The organism is Virgibacillus alimentarius, assembly GCF_017874635.1.
Taxonomy (GTDB): Bacteria; Bacillota; Bacilli; order Bacillales; family Amphibacillaceae; genus Virgibacillus_B; species Virgibacillus_B alimentarius.
Window position 1 is genome coordinate 308,705 of record NZ_JAGIKX010000001.1, and the last position, 19,727, is coordinate 328,431.

20 protein-coding genes are annotated in these 19,727 nt (G+C 34.3%); 1 reads left to right on the forward strand and 19 read right to left on the reverse strand.

The features are described from left to right. Positions 1-40: 40 nt before the first annotated feature. The 12 genes from J2Z81_RS01595 to sleB all read right to left on the reverse strand — a co-directional run bounded on the left by J2Z81_RS01595 (position 41) and on the right by sleB (position 11,471). On the reverse strand, positions 41-313 hold the full coding sequence (locus J2Z81_RS01595; protein WP_029267861.1) for an HU family DNA-binding protein: 273 nt from the start codon (positions 311-313) through the stop codon (positions 41-43). Between the two features lie 396 nt (positions 314-709). Next, positions 710-2,188 carry a stage IV sporulation protein A gene (spoIVA, locus tag J2Z81_RS01600; protein ID WP_029267859.1) on the reverse strand — a complete coding sequence of 493 codons (1,479 nt, stop codon included), beginning with the start codon at positions 2,186-2,188 and terminating at the stop codon, positions 710-712. Positions 2,189-2,397: 209 nt separating this feature from the next. Further along, the gene (locus tag J2Z81_RS01605) at positions 2,398-3,126 is read right to left on the reverse strand and encodes a hypothetical protein (protein ID WP_029267857.1); all 729 of its coding nucleotides are present in this window, start codon (positions 3,124-3,126) and stop codon (positions 2,398-2,400) included. A 21-nt stretch (positions 3,127-3,147) separates the two neighbouring features. After that, positions 3,148-3,345, reverse strand: a complete 198-nt coding sequence (locus tag J2Z81_RS01610; RefSeq protein ID WP_029267855.1) for a DUF2768 domain-containing protein — start codon at positions 3,343-3,345, stop codon at positions 3,148-3,150. Positions 3,346-3,598: 253 nt separating this feature from the next. Then, positions 3,599-3,856: a stage VI sporulation protein F gene (locus J2Z81_RS01615; RefSeq protein ID WP_029267853.1), complete on the reverse strand. Its 258-nt coding sequence runs from the start codon at positions 3,854-3,856 to the stop codon at positions 3,599-3,601. A 57-nt stretch (positions 3,857-3,913) separates the two neighbouring features. Next, positions 3,914-4,954: an NAD(P)H-dependent glycerol-3-phosphate dehydrogenase gene (locus J2Z81_RS01620; protein ID WP_029267851.1), complete on the reverse strand. Its 1,041-nt coding sequence runs from the start codon at positions 4,952-4,954 to the stop codon at positions 3,914-3,916. A gap of 15 nt (positions 4,955-4,969) precedes the next feature. Further along, positions 4,970-6,277, reverse strand: coding sequence for a ribosome biogenesis GTPase Der (gene der, locus J2Z81_RS01625; protein WP_029267848.1), 1,308 nt, complete (start codon positions 6,275-6,277; stop codon positions 4,970-4,972). Between the two features lie 161 nt (positions 6,278-6,438). After that, positions 6,439-7,041, reverse strand: coding sequence for a YphA family membrane protein (locus tag J2Z81_RS01630; RefSeq protein WP_029267846.1), 603 nt, complete (start codon positions 7,039-7,041; stop codon positions 6,439-6,441). Positions 7,042-7,193: 152 nt separating this feature from the next. After that, positions 7,194-8,324 carry a 30S ribosomal protein S1 gene (gene rpsA / locus J2Z81_RS01635; RefSeq protein WP_029267844.1) on the reverse strand — a complete coding sequence of 377 codons (1,131 nt, stop codon included), beginning with the start codon at positions 8,322-8,324 and terminating at the stop codon, positions 7,194-7,196. A gap of 158 nt (positions 8,325-8,482) precedes the next feature. Continuing rightward, a complete protein-coding gene (gene cmk / locus J2Z81_RS01640) occupies positions 8,483-9,163 on the reverse strand; it encodes a (d)CMP kinase (protein ID WP_029267842.1) in 681 nt (226 codons plus the stop codon). 207 nt (positions 9,164-9,370) lie between these two features. Beyond that, complete coding sequence (gene ypeB / locus J2Z81_RS01645) at positions 9,371-10,714, reverse strand: germination protein YpeB (protein WP_029267839.1); 1,344 nt, start codon at positions 10,712-10,714, stop codon at positions 9,371-9,373. A gap of 16 nt (positions 10,715-10,730) precedes the next feature. Beyond that, positions 10,731-11,471, reverse strand: coding sequence for a spore cortex-lytic enzyme (sleB, locus tag J2Z81_RS01650; protein WP_029267837.1), 741 nt, complete (start codon positions 11,469-11,471; stop codon positions 10,731-10,733). A 204-nt stretch (positions 11,472-11,675) separates the two neighbouring features. Between sleB and J2Z81_RS01655 the strand changes: the two genes are divergently transcribed. Continuing rightward, positions 11,676-12,647 carry an asparaginase gene (locus J2Z81_RS01655; protein WP_029267835.1) on the forward strand — a complete coding sequence of 324 codons (972 nt, stop codon included), beginning with the start codon at positions 11,676-11,678 and terminating at the stop codon, positions 12,645-12,647. A 39-nt stretch (positions 12,648-12,686) separates the two neighbouring features. Here J2Z81_RS01655 and J2Z81_RS01660 read toward each other — a convergent pair whose 3' ends face one another. The 7 genes from J2Z81_RS01660 to J2Z81_RS01690 form a co-directional block, all read right to left on the reverse strand. Next, positions 12,687-13,661 carry a YpdA family putative bacillithiol disulfide reductase gene (locus J2Z81_RS01660; protein ID WP_226370585.1) on the reverse strand — a complete coding sequence of 325 codons (975 nt, stop codon included), beginning with the start codon at positions 13,659-13,661 and terminating at the stop codon, positions 12,687-12,689. 94 nt (positions 13,662-13,755) lie between these two features. Then, positions 13,756-15,036, reverse strand: coding sequence for a Glu/Leu/Phe/Val family dehydrogenase (locus J2Z81_RS01665; protein ID WP_029270688.1), 1,281 nt, complete (start codon positions 15,034-15,036; stop codon positions 13,756-13,758). 167 nt (positions 15,037-15,203) lie between these two features. After that, positions 15,204-16,139, reverse strand: a complete 936-nt coding sequence (locus tag J2Z81_RS01670) for a D-alanine--D-alanine ligase family protein (RefSeq protein ID WP_226370586.1) — start codon at positions 16,137-16,139, stop codon at positions 15,204-15,206. A 103-nt stretch (positions 16,140-16,242) separates the two neighbouring features. Next, the gene (locus J2Z81_RS01675) at positions 16,243-16,821 is read right to left on the reverse strand and encodes a genetic competence negative regulator (RefSeq protein WP_029270690.1); all 579 of its coding nucleotides are present in this window, start codon (positions 16,819-16,821) and stop codon (positions 16,243-16,245) included. A gap of 477 nt (positions 16,822-17,298) precedes the next feature. Continuing rightward, positions 17,299-17,613, reverse strand: a complete 315-nt coding sequence (locus J2Z81_RS01680) for a hypothetical protein (protein ID WP_029270692.1) — start codon at positions 17,611-17,613, stop codon at positions 17,299-17,301. Further along, positions 17,606-18,190, reverse strand: a complete 585-nt coding sequence (locus tag J2Z81_RS01685) for a CPBP family intramembrane glutamic endopeptidase (protein ID WP_029270694.1) — start codon at positions 18,188-18,190, stop codon at positions 17,606-17,608. The genes J2Z81_RS01680 and J2Z81_RS01685 overlap by 8 nt, the downstream gene beginning before the upstream one ends. Next, complete coding sequence (locus J2Z81_RS01690) at positions 18,177-19,727, reverse strand: RecQ family ATP-dependent DNA helicase (protein ID WP_226370587.1); 1,551 nt, start codon at positions 19,725-19,727, stop codon at positions 18,177-18,179. Before J2Z81_RS01690 ends, J2Z81_RS01685 begins: the two co-directional genes overlap by 14 nt.

Genomic DNA, 19,727 nt, shown 5'->3' on the forward strand with positions numbered 1-19,727 from the left:
AAGGGTACGTTTTAAACGCACCCTTTTGCCCTATGTAATGTTATTTTACAGCATCTTTAAGGGCTTTACCTGGTTTAAAAGCAGGAACTTTACTTGCTGGGATTTCAATTTCTTCTCCAGTTTGCGGGTTACGGCCTTTACGAGCTGAACGCTCACGTACCTCAAAGTTACCGAAACCAATTAGTTGTACTTTTTCACCATCTTTAAGTGAATCCATGACAGTTTCAAAAACTGCGTCAACAGCCTTACCAGCATCCTTTTTTGAAAGTTCGCTTTTTTCAGCCACTGCATTTACTAAGTCTGTTTTATTCATGACATTCACCTCCTCCCAATATTTTTAATTGTCACTAATAAATAATAAGACTCTTATTATTTATTCACCAAATTACAACCTTTTAAACTTACAAGCCATCTATATCAATGGATGACAAGGCTTATCTTAACTGACTTCAAAATAAAATTCAACAATTTTTATCTATTTTTCGGGATTTTTGTGTTTTTTATTAAAAAATTGGTCGCTATGAGGTTTTTTCTAATTAAAATAGCTTGTTTTATTATATTACATATATACGACGGAAAATATGAAATCCCTGCTATTTTAGTGTATTTATTTGTTAAGAATGTGTCAAACAGATAAAAACCCAAAACACCTATAAATAAGCGTATGGGTTAGTGATGTTAAAAAATAAAAAGCAGCTATTAACAGCTGCTATAGGATAATTGCTATTAATCCGCCTGAACCTTCATTTATAATTCGTTCAAGCGTGTCCTTTAATTTATATCTGGCGTTTTCAGGCATAAGTGATATTTTCCCTTGTATGCCTTCTCTTACAATTGAGTTAAGTGATCGGCCAAAGATATCTGATTCCCAGATCGATAATGGATCTTCCTCAAAATCTTGCATAAGGTACCTAACTAATTCTTCACTCTGTTTTTCTGTCCCGATTATAGGGGAGAATTCTGATTCTACTTCTACCTTAATCATATGGATAGAAGGAGCTACTGCTTTAAGCCTTACCCCAAATCTAGAACCCTGACGAATAATCTCCGGTTCATCAAGTGCCATGTCTTCTATAGTTGGTGCTGCTATCCCATAACCAGTCTGTTTCACCATTTGCAGGGCACCTGCTACTTGGTCATACTCCCTTTTGGCATGCGCAAACCCTTGCATGAGCTCAAGTAAATGGTCTTTGCCCCTGATTTCTTCTCCTACAATTTCCTTTAAGACTTGATCATATAAATAGTCTGGTGCGTGCAAATCAATTTCAGCGACACCTTCTCCCATTTCCATTCCAGCTAAATTCGCTTTGTCAATATAATCATAATCTGCAAAATCATTTACAATATAATCTACATCCCTCAATCTCCTAATATTTTTTACCGTAGATTGAATTGCTTCTTGATAATTTTCTCTTAGCCAATGCTCTTCCTTTAGAACCATCACCCAGCTAGGAAGGTTAACATTAACTTCTAATACCGGGAACTCATACAGTGCTTCGCGCAACACGCTATATACATCGTGTTCTGTCATTGATTCTATATTCATTGCGAGTACTGGCATATCATGCTTTTCAGCTAATTCTTGACGCAGAAATTCCGTTTCTTGATCATTTGGTCTTAAGGAATTAATAACCATGATGAAAGGTTTTCCTACTTCTTTTAATTCCTCTACTATTTTATCTTCTGCATCCACATACTCTGCTCGGTCAATTTCACCAATTGTACCATCTGTTGTTACTACAACACCGATAGTAGAATGTTCTTGAATTACTTTACGTGTGCCAATTTCAGCTGCGTCGTGAAACGGTATTGGGTCTTCATACCAAGGTGTATGAATCATTCTAGGGCCATTTTCATCTTCAAATCCCCTGGCGCCATCAACAGCATATCCAACACAATCAACTAAGCGTACATTGACATCAAGTCCTTCCTCCACATTTACAGATACAGCTTGATTGGGTATAAATTTAGGTTCTGTAGTCATAATTGTTTTACCAGCTGCACTTTGAGGAAGTTCATCGTGTGCTCTAGCACGTTCACTCTCATCTTCAATATTAGGCAAAACGACTGATTCCATAAACTTCTTTATGAAAGTTGATTTACCCGTCCGAACTGCTCCTACAATTCCAAGATAAATATCTCCATTCGTTCGTTTCGAAATATCTTTAAAAACATCAATTCTTTCCAAACGATCCCCTCCCGATCTCCTATACCATTGTATAATGAACAAATTACGATTAATTGACATTACAAGTCTATGATGTTGTCCGATAAGAATATGACTTAATTTTGCATGAAATTAAAAAGAATGGTTTCTATCAGTGCAATGAACAAAAATAGAGGATAAATAAACAACCCTTGCAACATTTTATGTTACAAGGGAATGATTATGATGATTTATTTATTTTGTTCTAAAAAAACTGGTTCACCGTTGTCCACCGTATATGGTAGTGAATATGCAGGAACGAAGGGAGTGTTTTCCGGCAAAATAGTACGAATATCTTCGCCCTTTTTATAATGATTATCATATTCTTTTAGTGCATTGTTTAAATCGATTCGATAATCGATATAAAGTTGTCCATCCGTATCCATAATAATAGGTAAGTTTTCTTTCGAATATGGACTTACCACAGATGGTTCAGATTTTAGTCCTAACTTTTTATAATCAATCTTAAATATTCCATTCGCAATTTCCTCACCGAATGGTGGATAAATATGTTTATCTCGATAAATTTCAAGTTTAATATTAACTTTTCTTAATTCTTCCGTACTGCGTAAATCAATTAATTTAACACGAGGGTTATCCTCAGGGGTTATGATTGTATATTGATATACACCACCATTTTCATAGGCATTTCCCGGTATTTCAGCCAAAGTATTTTGTTCCTTTAATGCATTGAAATCAATTAAATACTTTTGAAATATTGGTGAATTGCTCTCTTTTGTCTTTATTGGGACCAGCCCATTCGTTTGTTCCTTGTATTTATCGACTGCTGTCTGCACTAACTCTAGTTGAGCTTCATTTGGTGATTGATTTTTTGATAGCTCGCTTTGTGGATATAAACAACCACTTAGAATAAATAACATAAATAGCAAACTAAAGAGTCGCACATATGTATATTTCATTTAATAGCCTCCTAATGCAGCCTACCCCGTTGGACCGCTAAAAACAATATATAAAATAATTAATGCGCCTAGAATGAAGGATATATATGCAAGGAACGATACAATTCCTGCTAAAAAGCCTTTTAATTTGTATCTGCTTAGTAAGATAAGTCCAATTGCTAAAAGCAAGAGTATCATACCAGCAAATGATACATACATTTTAAGCATTGAAACTGACATTTTTTTCACCTCTTACTTTGTGTTCCTTTTTCTTTGCACAAAGTATTATAACATACGGTGTATATTCAGGCATTAAAATATGATATAAAAAGCAATATAAAAAAATGAACAATTTAAAACCGGGATGAAAGGGGCTAGTTTCATCCCGGTGTAACTAAATAACACCCACAGCAACTCTATATATCTATGCATCTGTGCGATTATATTCTATGCGAGTACACGAATTCATGTATCCTCACTTGCCCAGACATCGTTAATCTTTAAATAAACGATTTAAAGATTGCATATCCATTGGCATATTATTTTTGGTTATTGCTTGAACAATTTTATCCTCTTTTGCCTTTGAAACAGGTTTATTTGCTAACCTTGCTAAGTGGCGTACCAATTTCCTTACTGTTTTTTCATTTGAAAAATCAGCGTTTTTAACAGAATTAGCGATTTTATAAACTTCATCCGGATTGATATTCGAATTTTGCTGTATTTTGTCAAAAAGTCCCTTTTGGTTACTCACATGCTCTCCTCCTTGCAATATTTCTTCAACATAGTATATGCGAGGAGGATAAATATGTTATTTTGTATTTATGCTTCTTAATAATGCAGCTAGATCTTCCATTTCTTCGCGCTTATTTCTATTCATGAGCTGTTCTACCACGTCTTTCGGATTTTTGTCTTCAAATAATATTTGATATATGCCAGTTGTAATGGGCATTTCAACTTGTTGCTTCTTGGCAAATTGATATGCGGCTTTCGTTGTTCTTACGCCCTCAACAACCATGCCCATTTGATCTAAAACTTCTTCAAGCTTGTTTCCCTTACCTAGTAAATTCCCAGCTCGCCAATTTCTGCTATGAACGCTTGTACAAGTAACAATTAAATCTCCCACACCTGGTAAACCTAAAAATGATAATGGGTTTGCTCCGAGTGAAGTGCCTAAACGTGCTATTTCAGCTAGTCCCCTTGTGATAAGAGCTGCTTTCGCATTATCGCCATATCCTAGCCCGTCTGAAATTCCTGCACCTAAAGCAATAATATTCTTTAAGGCTCCACCGAGTTCGATCCCAACCATATCTGTACTTGTATAAACACGAAAAGATTCGTTGATAAACAAATCTTGAGCGATTTTAGCATTTGATCGATTAACAGAAGATACAGTTACGGTTGTTGGCTGTCTTTTAGCAACCTCTTCAGCATGACTTGGTCCGGACAACACAACAATATCTTCATATTGATACCCTTCCATTTCCTCTTCAATCATTTGTGATACTCGTTTTAATGATATAGGTTCGATTCCTTTGGAAGCATGGATTAAAGTTGCTGAAGATGAATCTAACAACCCATTTAAATTTTTACATACTTCTCGTATTGCTTTTGTAGGAACAACAATAACAATTGCTTCTACGTTAGTGATAGCTTCTTGTAAATCATGGTATGCTTTTATTTGTTCAGGAATCATGATTTCTAGATAATTTTCATTTTTGTGTGTTAAATTAATAGCGTCTGCTTGTTCTTTGCGATGTGTCCATAGTCGAACATCATGTCCGTTATCTGCTAGTACAATGCCTAAAGCTGTCCCCCAGCTTCCAGCTCCTAGTACTGCCACTTTTGCCATTATTCTTCCTCCTTCTTATCTTTTCCTGGAAAATATTTTAATCGGAGTACCAACAAATCCAAACGCATCCCTGATTTTATTTTCTAGAAAGCGTTTATACGTGAAGTGCATTAATTCAGGGTCATTTACAAATATGACAAAACTTGGCGGTTTTACTGAAACTTGTGTTGCATAAAGTACTTTCAATCTTTTTCCTTTAAATGTTGGAGTCGGATTCATTGCTATAGCATCCATAACTACTTCGTTTAAAATGTTTGTAGAAATGCGTTTAGTATGATTTTCACTTGCGATTTTAATGGATGGCATTAAGGTATGTAACCTTTTTTTTGTTTTAGCTGAAAGAAACACGATTGGGGCGTAATTTAAAAATTGAAAATGTGCTCGTATTTTATTTTCAAAATCCTTCATTGTCTTTTCGGTCGTTTCTACTATATCCCATTTATTGACAACAATGACAATTGCACGACCAGCATCATGTGCATAACCTGCAATATTTTTATCCTGTTCTCTTATCCCTGTTTCTGCGTCAATCAAAACGAGAACCACATCAGAGCGTTCAATGGCTTTTAATGCGCGTAAAACACTATATTTCTCTGTTTTTTCGTATACCTTTCCTCGTTTGCGCATACCAGCGGTATCAATAATCACGAAATTTTGATCATCTTTACGTATGGGAGTGTCAATGGCATCTCTTGTTGTTCCTTCCATCTCACTTACAATAACCCGTTCTTCATTTATAATGGAATTAACTAAGGAGGATTTTCCGACGTTAGGTCTTCCAATAAGGCTAAAATAAATGGTATCCTCCTCTGCTTCTTCCTTATCAGTAATTGGAAAATGTTTTACTACTTCATCAAGTAAATCTCCGAGTCCAAGTCCATGTGCACCTGAAATGGGAAATGGTTCTCCAAATCCTAATGAATAGTATTCATAAATGGTATCACGCATTTCAGGGTTATCTATTTTATTAACTGCTAACACAACTGGTTTATTTGATTTAAATAAAATCTTTGCAACTTCATCGTCAGCTGCTGTAATCCCTTCTTTTCCGTTTACCATAAAAATGATTACATCTGCTTCATCAATGGCAATTTCTGCTTGATTTCTCATTTGTTTTAATAATGGTTCATCACCAATTTCTATACCGCCGGTATCAATAACACTAAATGTAGTCATTAACCATTCAGCTTCAGCATATATCCGGTCCCTAGTAACTCCTGGGGTATCTTCTACTATGGATATTCTTTCGCCTACTAAGCGATTAAATATTGTTGATTTTCCAACGTTAGGTCTTCCTACGATAGCTACAACAGATTTCCTCATGAAAGGAACTCCCTTTCTTTTATACGTTCTAAACAACGCTTTAATAATGTGCTTATATTTATAGTATTTTTTATATTTTTAGCAACATTAATTTATTCTAGCAAAAGAAATTGATATTAACAATTGATTTTGAAGAATGGTGTTGATAAAAAGTATAATGATTAATGTTGCCATTTTATTATTTTTTTATGATGAACAGGCAGGATGAATAATTTAGACTTTACCTTCTGTAGTGTATCCAATAATACAATGAACATTAACGTAACTATAAGCATATCAAAAAAACTCATTTCTCCTATTGTTTTCTGTAAATCATATTCTATTAATAGGATACTATAAATAAATTCTCCTGCAGTTATGCCTAAGAATCCGGTAACAATTTTATTACGCACCCCTTTTACCAATAAGGTAATGACTAGTGCACTGATGAATGGAATCATGATGAAATCATGAGTAAGAAGCCAAATAGGCGTATTCATTTTCCATATTAGCATAGCCGCATAACCAATCATCATTGTAAATGAAATGAACACATGATATATAAAATGAGGCGGTCGGGAAAGTAATACCATTGTTACAAACAGTAATAATATAATAGTTACAGAAATACTGTGACTATTAATTGAAATATAGGTATTTGAGCTTATTATTGCTATTAATATATAGCAAGCCAGTAATGTTCTCCTTTTATTTTTTTTCATTAAAAAGGTTACTATGATCCACAAGATCCAACTGAACCAATAGAATATCAGTCCTTCCGTCATATCGATCACCACCATTAGCATTATGACTATAACAATTATTTTTTAAACAAAAAAGGCTTATCCTATTAAGGAAAAACCTTTTTCTGATAATAGCCTACTTCATACGCCGTTGGTGGAAGACGTACCAAGGTTCCTGATACAAAACAGTGTTCTTATTTATATTTATTTAATTTATCCCCTATAAAATCACCAAGTTGAAAGCCGGATTGGTCTTCCGTTTTTTCATATTGCTTATACTCAGTTGCTTCTTGTTCCTGTTCAAGTTCTTTAATACTTAGCGAGATACGTTCTTCCTTCTCATTGACATCTAATACTTTCACGTCTATTTGCTGGCCGGTTTCTAGAACTTCTTGAGGGGTACCAATATGACGATTAGCAATCTGAGAAATATGAACTAGTCCCTCTACTCCTGGTTGCAGTTCTACAAATGCTCCAAAATTAACTAATCTCTTGACGGTTCCATTTATAATATCACCTGAAGCAATTCGATTACTTATGTTTTCCCATGGACCAGGTAATGTTTTTTTATGTGAAAGTGAAACACGCTCATTATCCCGATCTATTGATAAAACTTCAACTTTTATATTCTCCCCCTCTGAAACAACATCAGAAGCTTTTTCAACATGTTCATGTGCTAGCTCAGAAATATGGACAAGACCGTCTATCCCTCCAATATCGACAAATGCACCAAAATTTGTTAAACGCTGAACGGTTCCTTCTATAATTTGTCCAGGCTCTAATGTTTGTAATAAAGCTTGTTTTTTCGAATCAGCCTCTTCTTCTGTAACTGCTCGATGAGATAAAATAACTCTATTTTGATCTCTATTTAGATCTACAATTTTTACCTTAAGGATTCTATTTTTATAATCGGAAAAATCCTCTACAAAATAAGTTTCTACAAGTGAAGCAGGTATAAATCCACGAACACCTACATCTACAACAAGTCCACCTTTTACTACTTCTTTAATTTCCACTTCAAATATTTCATTATTATGATATGTTTGCTCTAGCTTATCCCATGCTTTTTCTGAATCTACTGCCTTTTTAGATAAGACTACCTCATCGTCGTCTACTTTCTTTACTTTTAATGATAATTGATCTCCTTCTTGAACAACATCACTAGATGTTTCGACATGAAGATTTGATAATTCACTAATTGGTACAATTCCTTCTGTTTTATAGCCAATATCAACTAAAACTTGTTTCTCTTCTATTTTAACAACGGTACCTGTTAAAATCGATCCTACACTCACTTCTGCTAATTCGTTATTTGCTTCATCCATATGCTTACCCTCCTAATCACATTAAAAAAACCCTTTATCTAATTGTTTATGGAATATATTAATCCATTATAAACGTTCTTTTTTATAACTTCTAATATTTTTAATTATTTGTCAAGCAAAGCAGATTCAAAATATTTTTTTAAGATTATCATAAATGCTTATAACTGGAGTTTTTGTTCAGCAATTTTTAAAATTCGATTTGCAACATCGTCTATTGTTAATGTCGTCGTATTGATTTCAACTGCATCATCTGCTTTGACTAACGGTGCTATCTCCCGTTTCGTATCGATCGAATCTCTTCGCTCTATTTCCGCTTTCAATTTTTCTATATTTGATGGGAATCCTTTTTGAAGATTTTCTTTATGACGTCGCTTTGCACGCTCTTCTGCAGAAGCTACTAAAAAAATTTTTACTTCGGCATGAGGGAGTACGTGGGTGCCTATATCCCTTCCATCCATCACAACACTGCGTTTTTCCGCTAGTTTCTGTTGTCGATTCACCATTTCTTCTCGAATGAGAGGGTGTTTGGCGACGTAAGAAACATTATTTGTTACATCTTGCATCCGAATTTGTAAAGTGGCATCGTTGCCATTTATACAGACCATTTGACCTTTTTCATTTTGTTTGAGATTTATTTCTGTTTGTTTCAGTAATTCAACGAGAGATTGTTCATCATCTAAGTTTATTTTTTCATCCAGCGCCTTTTTTGTTAAAGCTCGATACATTGCTCCAGTATCAATATATATAAATGATAATTTGTTTGCCACCAACTTTGCCACTGTACTTTTTCCTGCTGCAGCAGGACCATCAATAGCAATTGCGATCGATTTACTCTTCATTATACCCTTCAGCCCTCTCATAATCTTGTAAATGTATGTAAGTTTCAGTTTTCCTTGTTCAATTCTTCATAGCCATATGATTAAATAATAACATATTGAAGAGGGATCCGTAGTTTTTAAAATAAAAAATATATGGTGCTAGCGGAAACGTACATATAGTTTAATGATACCAAAAAAGGAAAGGCGTAGGCCAATCCTTTTTTGATCTTATCTCGTACTAGCAAAATTTATTTCCTTTCCGTTTAACTTTTCAACCTTTTCTTCTTTTCCGTCCATCGCATTTATAAAAATACGATATGTTTCATTATTTAAAACACCTAGAAACTCATAGACCAATACTTCTTCTCCCATTTCATTTTCAATCATGGCTAGAGATTCTTCGTTTATTTTCACTTGAGAATTAACTTTTTCCCTAGCTTCTTCCTGCGATAGCTTTGGTTTAGAGATATCTCTATCTGTATGGTTTTTAAGATAGTTCCTCGCATTAAATCCTAATATATCTCCATTATCCAAGGCTACTTTTACTTCTAAAGAGTCGGGGTATACATGTACATCATCATCTTCATATAGGAATGAATATACGCCTACATTGTCATATTCACTGCTTTGATAAACAGTCATGTTCTCAAAATCGAATTGCTTAATGTATTCCTCCGCTCTCTCCTGTCCTTCATTTAAGCTGATTTTTTTATCTTTCACATCTCTATTAACTAAAAGTGATATCGGATGACCACCTTTTTGGGACATATCCATATAGGCACTTTTGTCCCCGTTTTTATAGGATATACTGTATAAAGGAATTTCCGATCCTTTACCACTGTTTGTGATTTTTAAATTATTTTCATTTGAAACATTAAATATCTTTTTGCTGCGGTCTAAGGCTTTTTGTTTATTTATTTTTTTCCCTGTTATATATTTATAGCCTTTATCTTCGTTTGTATCTCCATTAATGGAAGAATTTTGATTTGCTTCAGCAAAGCCTTCTACTTTCTTTTCAACGGTTTCAAATCCGTCGATAATTGTATTATCTGCTGGTTCCTCCTGTGTGGCTAAAGCAAGCTCGACATCCATCCAACGTAAGTTATTTTTTAAGGTAAGGTGTTGAACTTCTCTTAATTCATCTTTGATTTCACCAGCTTGTTTATATAAATTTTTAAGAGATTTGCTTTCTTTTTTTGAAAGAGGATCCTTTTCTAAATCTCTAACAGCTGTGCGATAAGTAAAATCACCTATTTTTGATAGAAATTCTTCTGTTTTATTAAAAGGAAGTAATGATAATGGCAATTGGCCAACATCTGCTTGTGCTTCCGAAGTGAGGCGCCATATCTCTACGAGTTGCGGAGAGAGGATTTCATTCGAATCCATCGCAAGTGTGGTACCAATTTTATCATGTAGCAAATCCATACGATATGATAAATCATGGAAAGAACGTTGGTACGTATTCTCTGCTTGGATTAATACAGCATTTTTTTCTTGATGTTCTTGGTATCCCCAGTAGGCTGTTCCAGCAATACCTAAAGTCAGAATTGTAATCAATATCCAACGAATCATGTGACTCACTCCTTTTCTACTTTGCAAATATATGTTTTCCGATTTTTTTAATTTGTGGTCTAGACCAGATCCAAGCTGAGGTCGCTGTATCTGGATTAAAATAATATTCTGCATTACCTGTTGGATCCCAACCATTGATTGCATCCAGAACAGCCGATTTTGCAGTGTCATTTGGTGTTAGCCATATTTGTCCGTCCGCAACTGCAGTAAATGCCCTTGGTTCAAAAATAACCCCTGATACAGTATTTGGGAAAGTAGCACTTTCTACCCTATTTAAAATAACTGCTGCAACAGCAACTTGTCCTTCATAAGGTTCTCCTCTAGCTTCCCCATAAACTGCGTTAGACATTAATTGAATGTCATTTTGAGAATAACCTTGGGGTACATTAACTGCGGTGGTATTTTTCTCCTGTGAAGCATTTTGATTTGCTGTAGCCCCATCATAATTTTTACTTGCTTTAACGAGCTTTTCTTTTGTTGCCGCTCCGGCAAGACCGTCAACTTTCATACCAAATTCATATTGAAAATTTCTTAATGCCCAATATGTCCCCCAACCAAAAACGCCATCAATTTTCCCATTATAAAATCCTACATGTTTTAATCTTGATTGCAATTCGATAACGTCATCTCCAGTAGCCCCGTGTTGAATTACTTGTGGGCTAAAAGCATCAACAACTTTCGGGGAAGTTAGGGTGTTTAGCCCAGTCAATAAAAAACAGACAATGATTATTAATAGAGACAGCTTTCTATAGGTCATACTTTTTCCTCCTATTTTTCCAAAACTTTATTGTGATACCTATTTTTTGAATAAAACTTCTTTTTATTCATGATTAACGAATAAGTTTTAGAGAAAATAGTATGAAATATATATATAATAGTTTTACACTTGTTGTTTTTGGCGCTGGAAGGTAGTATTGAACTAGGAACTGAAAAATTTGTTTCATGCAGGTGGGTGAGGACAATAAAAAACATATTAATTATTCATACAGGCGGTACGATTTCGATGTTAGAAAATAAAAAAAATGGGGAAGTAACAACATCGGATAAGCACCCTTTAACAAATTTGTCTGCTCTTTTACATAATTATGCCAATGTTGATGAGCTAATAGAGTTTCATTTGCCATCTCCGCACATTACACCTAAACATATGCTTAAGTTAGCTAAAAAAATAGAACAAAAAATAGTTTATTATGATGGAATCGTCATCACACATGGAACGGATACATTAGAAGAAACAGCTTATTTTTTAGATCTAGTGCTCAAAACGAGTAAACCAATCATTCTTACAGGTGCAATGCGATCTAGTAATGAAATAGGTTCAGATGCTATGTACAATTTAATTAGTTCAATTCGGGTAGCATCTGAGAACAAAGCATCCAATAATGGAGTTTTGGTTGTAATGAATGACGAAATACATGCTGCTAGAAATGTAACAAAAACATCTACAAGTAACATCGCAACATTTCAAAGTCCCCAATACGGCCCAATGGGCATTGTCACAAAAGAATCTATATTTTTTCATCATCGGATACACCGAAGCCGAAAGCATTCCGTAGCTGATGTAAATAAGAATGTTTTTTTACTAAAGGCTTTTGCTGGAATGGATGAAAAATTATTGAATGCGGTACGACAAACGCACCCGGATGGAATCGTTGTAGAAGGTCTTGGTCAAGGGAATTTACCAATTGAAACTATCCCCCCCTTACAACAGATGGTCGATAGCAATATCCCTGTTGTGCTTGTTTCTAGATGCTATCAAGGTATTGTGCAGCCAACATATGCCTATGAAGGCGGCGGTAAGCGGTTAAGGGAAATGGGGGTTATTTTTACAAATGGGCTTTCAGGTCCTAAAGCACGTATTAAATTATTAATTGCTTTAGAAGAAACGAACGAAACCAATTTAGTAAGAAGAATGTTTGAAGAGGATTTATAAAATGATTTTAAAAGATAACGGAGGTATTTTTTACCTCCGTTATTGATTAACAATCGCTTTTGCGATTATTTCACCGTGTAAACGTCCATTTTCAATAAAAATTTCATTATTGTTATATCCGGATGCAACAACTCCGGCTACATATACATCAGGTATATTCGTTTCCATGCTATTTTTATTGAAATGTGGTTTTCCGTTTCTCGGGTCCACTTCTATTCCAATCTCTTTAAGAAGATGAAGATTGGGTTTGTATCCTGTCATTGCAAATACAAAGTCGTTTTTTATTTCTTTTCTTTTTCCGTCTACGGTGTAATAAACCTCATTTTCGGTGATTTTTTGAACGTGTGCATTAAATTCCATATGTACAATACCTTTTTTAACGAGAGAATCGAATTCAGGTAAGATCCATGGCTTGATGCTTTTGGAATACGTACTGCCGCGATATAGTACCGTAATTTTAGCCCCTGCTTTATGCAACTCTAATGCCGCATCAACAGCAGAGTTTTTTCCGCCTATAATGACTATATCCTTGTTGTAATAAGGGTGTGCTTCTTTAAAGTAATGCATAACTTTATCAAGTTCTTCGCCGGGAACATTGATGTAATTCGGCTGATCATAATAACCAGTAGCAATGATTACATTATTAGCTTGATACGTATGCGTCTTTTGAGAAGCGTTTGTCGTAGTAAGCTGAACTTTCTGATCGACTTTCTTTATATTCATTACTTTTTCAAATGTATTTATGCGTAATTTTTTACGTTCCGCAACTGATCGATAATATGCTAATGCTTGATTTCTAACTGGTTTTTTTCTTTCTGTTATAAAAGGAACATTTCCAATTTCAAGTTTTTCGCTGGAGCTAAAAAACGTCTGGTGTGTTGGAAATCGATAAATAGTATTTACTACGTTGCCTTTTTCAATAATTAGTGGGTTTACACCTTGCTCTTGTAAGGCAATTGCACATGACATTCCGCAAGGTCCCCCACCAACTATAATGGCTTGCTCCTGATTCATTTTGTTCGCACTTCCTTTATTTTTTCAGATAAAATAAAAACTCTTATCTTACTATATATGATAAGAGTTTTTTCGTCATATGAAATGAATATTTTTATACCCAACCACGGAAACGTGAAGCTTCTGCTGTTTTCCGCACACCAATCATATATGCTGCTAAACGCATATCAATTTTTCTGGTTTGAGCGGTATTATAAATCGTGTTAAATGATTTTATCATTGTGTCATGCAATTTCTCATCAATTTCTTCTTCCGACCAATAATAGCCCTGATTATTTTGAACCCATTCAAAATAAGAAACAGTAACTCCGCCAGCAGATGCGATCACATCAGGTACTAATAAAATTCCTCTGTCAGTGAGAATTTGTGTAGCTTCCATTGTTGTAGGTCCGTTAGCAGCTTCAACAACAATGCTTGCTTTAATATTTTGAGCATTTTCTTCAGTAATTTGGTTTTCAACTGCCGCAGGTACCAAAATATCACAATCTAACTCGAGTAGCTCTTTATTGGTTATCGTATTATTAAATAATTTTGTTACCGTTCCAAAACTATCTCTTCTGTCTAATAAATAATCTATATCAAGACCATCCGGATCATGTAAAGCTCCATAAGCATCAGAGATACCTACCACTTTTGCACCAGCATCGTGCAAGAATTTAGATAGAAAGCTTCCAGCAGCACCAAAGCCTTGCACAACAACTTTAGCTCCTTTTAAGTCGAAGCCTCTTTTTTTGGTTGCCTCTTTAATACAAATAGTAACACCTTTGGCAGTAGCAGTTTCTCTTCCGTGTGATCCTCCAAGTACAATTGGTTTACCAGTAATAAATCCAGGATTATTGAATTCATCAATCCGACTATATTCATCCATCATCCATGCCATAATTTGTGAGTTTGTCATTACATCTGGAGCTGGAATATCCTTGGTTGGACCAACAACTTGACTAATTGCTCGAACATAACCTCGGCTAAGCCCTTCTAATTCACGAAATGACATTTCTCGGGGATCACAGATAATACCACCTTTACCTCCGCCATACGGTAGGTTTACAATACCTGCTTTTAAAGTCATCCAGATCGACAATGCTTTTACTTCTCTTTCAGTTACGTTTGGATGAAACCGAACGCCACCTTTGGTAGGACCTACTGCATCATTATGTTGTGCGCGATATCCTGTAAAGACTTTGATTGATCCATCGTCCATTCTTACTGGAATTCTTACTGTAATCATTCGTATTGGATCTTTAAATAATTCATAAACCTCATCAGGGTAACCAAGCTTCTCTAATGCTGTTTTTATAACAGTGCGCGTAGAATCCAATACATCTGTATTATTATTTTCCTGTCTGGTAGAATCGGTTGGTCTATCGGCTACCATGTATTTACCTCCTAGAAATTCTATTGAAAATTTTATAATCGCTATACTCAGAGTTTAGTATACACCTTCATAATAAATATGCAATTAAATAAAGCTATTTTATTTAATTATCAAAACTCATTATTTTAAGAAATTTCCTTTTCCTTATAAATGGACGATCATGTCTTTTATTGATCCTCTACAACTGATAGTTTAACAAAGGTATCAATCATCGCTTCGTAGCTCATTCCGTTAGCTTTTGCTGCGTCGGGAAATAAACTGGTTGGAGTCATCCCGGGCAAGGTATTTACCTCAAGTATAATTGGCACATTATTTTCTGTAAGTATAAAATCCACTCTAGAGTATGTCTTACAGCCTAATACTTGATGAGCTAATATTGCATAATTTTGTATTTTCTCTGTAGTTTTTTTATCAATTTGTGCCGGAATAATATGTTCACTCCCACCCGGTGAATATTTCGACTCGTAGTCATAGAGATCATTTTTAGGAATAATCTCTATAACAGGTAATGCTTTTTCTTTATCTGTGTACCCTAAAACAGGTACAGTTAATTCTTTTCCTTTAATAAATTCTTCAACGAGTATAGATTTGTCACTAGCCGCTGCATTATCAATTGCATTCTTTACTTGCTCTTCATCTTCTATAATAGTTAATCCAAGTGTTGATCCTTCTCTATTTGGCTTTATAACAAAAGGTGTTGTAAATGTGGCATTTATTGTTTTGGCTAATTCTTCTTTATCTGTATTTTCTGTTATACTAAAAACACTGCTTTTTGCAGTTGGTATTTGGTGCATATCGAATATTTGCTTAGCTTTTGCTTTATCCATTGCTAGAGCTGAAGCCAGAACACCTGAGCCAACGTAAGGAATATTTAGCATATCTAATAACCCTTGTATACGGCCATCTTCACCAAATTTTCCGTGAAGCCCAATAAATACTAAATCCACGTCTAGATCAATAAGTTCATGCATCTTATCAGGATGGAAATCGATCCCGATAACTTCATGTTTATTTTTTTTTAGTGCTTCTATAATTCCTTTTCCTGATGATAAAGAAACTTCTCTTTCTCCGGAAATTCCCCCGTAAAGTACAGCTATTTTCAAAATGTACACTCCTAACTGGCTAATTCAATATAAACTTCAACTTTCATATTTTATCATAGCACGTTATGAAATAAGGTACTATCATTTTTTCGTATATCCCATCTCAGTAAAAAGTATTCATTATTTCTTTGACAGCATTGGATGAGAATATTATTTTTGCGTATTCTTTTAATCGATAGGAAGTAACAATGCTTGGGGATGCAAACTCAGACAAAACCGCAATTATATTTTCTTTATTTACATCTTGTAAGTTATCATCGTGTAACAGCATGTAATAACGTTTATTCATAAAGTATACTTGGCCACCTTTGATCGATAAGGCAGATAAATATGATGAAACTTGGATGATATCTTCAAACTCCTCAAAAGAAAAGATTAGCTCTTTACTTTCATCTAAAGTCACTTTCATTTCAATAAAATCCTCATCCCAATCTATATTTTCATACTTTTGTGTAACAATCACATGCATTCCTTGCGCTTGCATCAAGTGAACTTGTACAAGCAACATGCCTTCTAATTCAAAATCCAATTCAAAACTCGCCTCGTACATCATATCACTAAACAAATTTTGGACACTTGATGCGTCATGCCATAAATCTTCTTTCGTAAAGCCACGTTCAACTAAATCATCAAAAGTTAAAAAGATTGTAAATTGACTTTCCGATACTCGCTCAATTCGCATGTAGCATCCCCCTTTTTATATCCATTTTCAAGATACTTAATATTAACGAAATAAATAGGTCTCAATAGTATACTATATGCTTTCCATATAATTGTTGAACTCAATAAACAGCTTTTTCCTCATTATTTAAATTGAGATTACAGTTTTATTAGCAAAATCCTCTCATAAATACCATAGCCATGCACTTTGAAAGGATTATCCAAGATTTTAGGAACAGCGGTATTTTTAATTATCCAGAGGTTTAATAACCCATTGTATCATGATGTGCATAAAAAGCCATAAAAAATAAAAAGGAAAATTAAAGCCTAGTTGATGATGAATCTTTAAGAAGCAAAAGCGTATCCAAAGCAAGCAATTCGGGTATCAGTTTGTCATCTCATGCAAATTACATGAGATGATTTTTCATTAGCTTGTATTTTTATAGGATTTATTTAGTCTCTATGTGCTGTAAATCATCCTAGGCTAGTTTTTATTAAATCAAAATATCGTTATTAAAACATCTTCTCTCCATAAAAAATATGCACTTAGTGTTATAATTAACAGAAGTATAATAACTGCTATCAGGCGTCCGAATGGTTTTCTTAGTTTCACATGTGTCCATTGAGTTTGGTTATGTACTTCTTTTCTAGGTGGTAAATTTAGCACATCTATTTTTTTGAATTCCTCAGGTTCATTTATCTCCGGAAGGGGTTGTTCGTGTTCATCCTGTTTTTCCTCATGCTGAATTTCATTTACAAGTTTTTTTAAATCTGTTTCCTGATCTCCATCTTTTTCAGTAGACTGACTATTCATTCATAGCACCTCGCTTTTGCATCCGAATTATGATTCCTAGAAGAAAATCAACAATGAAATGAGTGGTAATTGTAACAAACAAATTTTCAGTAAGCATAAATATATATCCGATTAAAAAGCTGATGACAAGGACTGAAATAAGCAGAACGGGTTTCTTTAAATAGCGGAGGTGGACAAGTGCAAACAGAATGCTTGCAAAAAGATATCCAAATGTTGTTTGGATTACGCCCCTAAATAATAGTTCTTCTGAAATCGCAATGAGTAATGTAATTAAAAAAATTTCTTTAATAGAAAGGTTTTTAAATATTCGCTCGTTAATTCCCCCATCATCATAATAGCGTTTTGGAAAAATGTACATCAAAATAAGATCAATAAAAACGATAGCGATTCCTGGAAAAACACCAAATTGTAATATCTCCTTTGGAAGCCACCGGAAATATTGTACCCAGTCGACGAGAGTAGAAAAAAGAAAAAAGCTTAAAATAAGACTAAGTACAATAAGGAACAGCTGTGATAAAATTAACTGTTTTTTTAATTCATCATCCGTTAGTTGTTTAATTAATTCAGTCTGTTTCATTATCTACTCCAATTAAAAATAGTTCTTTTAATTTTTCTTCCCATGATGCCGGTGGTTTTTTCGAAACGATGGTTTGTTCCGGCTTCCACTCTGAAAGCTTAAACCCACAGTTACTGCAACACGCAAATGCAGGCTCTGTATATGTATCTTGAAAACTTTTATATAAATGTTTACGGAGACAATCGTCTTTTTGCATCCATTGAATCATTTCACTTATCTTTTTTTCTTTAAATGAAAGGCGTTTAATTCTAAGTTGATTGATTTTGTGATAAGCCTGAATCCAATGTCCTTTTTCATATATAATCGTATTATTTTTAATCATACCATGCTTTTCAAATTGAAAATACAAAAAACGGGTTTGAATTTCATTTATTTGTAAGACATGTTCAAGGTGTTGTTCCGTTATTGGGTACTGGTATCCGTCTTTATATATTTCAGCTAATTGTGTGAACACTTCCCTCAGTTCCGCTTCAGTGGGGAGTTCTTTTTGAATTAAATTAGCTGGTATATAATAATCTTTTTTAGAGAAGAGCAATAGACTGAGACTAGCATTACCATCCCTGCCAGCCCTTCCTATTTCTTGTATATATGACTCAATTTGTGAAGGAAAGTGGTAATGAATAACCAATCGAATATTTTTTTTATTTATTCCCATGCCAAAAGCGTTTGTGCAGCAAATTAAATCTAGTTGATCATTCATAAATTGCTGCTGTATGGAAATGCGTTCACTTTGATCCATACCTCCATGATAAAATGCTATTCTTAGCTGTGGAAGTTTTCTGGCAATTTCCTTTGCTACAATTTCCGTAGATTGTCTGCTTGAAAAATAAATCAGTGTAGGAACTCGGTGATTAGACAGAAAATGGATAATTCGTTTTTGCTTGTCCTTTTCATTTGAAACTTCTCGTACACAAAAAGTAATATTTTCTCGGTCCATCGGATAAATATGTTTAATCATATTTGGCCGGTTTAATGCCTCAATGATGTCTGATTGCACGTTTTCTGTTGCTGTAGCACTTAATGCTAATATTGGTGGTTCGTTTAATGCATTAGCAATGGAATGAAGTTTTAGATAGTTCGGTCTGAATTCATGCCCCCATTGCGAAATACAATGTGCTTCATCAATTACAAACAGGCTGACTTCGATTTGACTTAGACGAGTTAATAATTCATTGTTCTGAAGAAGTTCAGGAGAAACGTAAATTAATTTATAGCTATTTAATTTGTTAAATACTTGTTCTCTTTCTTCATACTCCATAAAACTGTTAAGAGCTACAACTTCTTTAAATTGCATTGATTTTAATTGTTTTACTTGATCAATCATTAGTGATATTAAGGGCGATACAACAATTGTTGTACCATTAAGTAGTTTTGCAGGCAGCTGATAGCATAATGATTTCCCAGAACCAGTTGGCAGCACTCCGAGGACATCTTTGCCTTTCATAATATCAAGAATGATTTCTTTCTGACCTGTTCTAAAATAGGAATAATTAAAATGCTTTTTTAGATTTGCTTTTAAAAAATTTTGTTGTTTCAT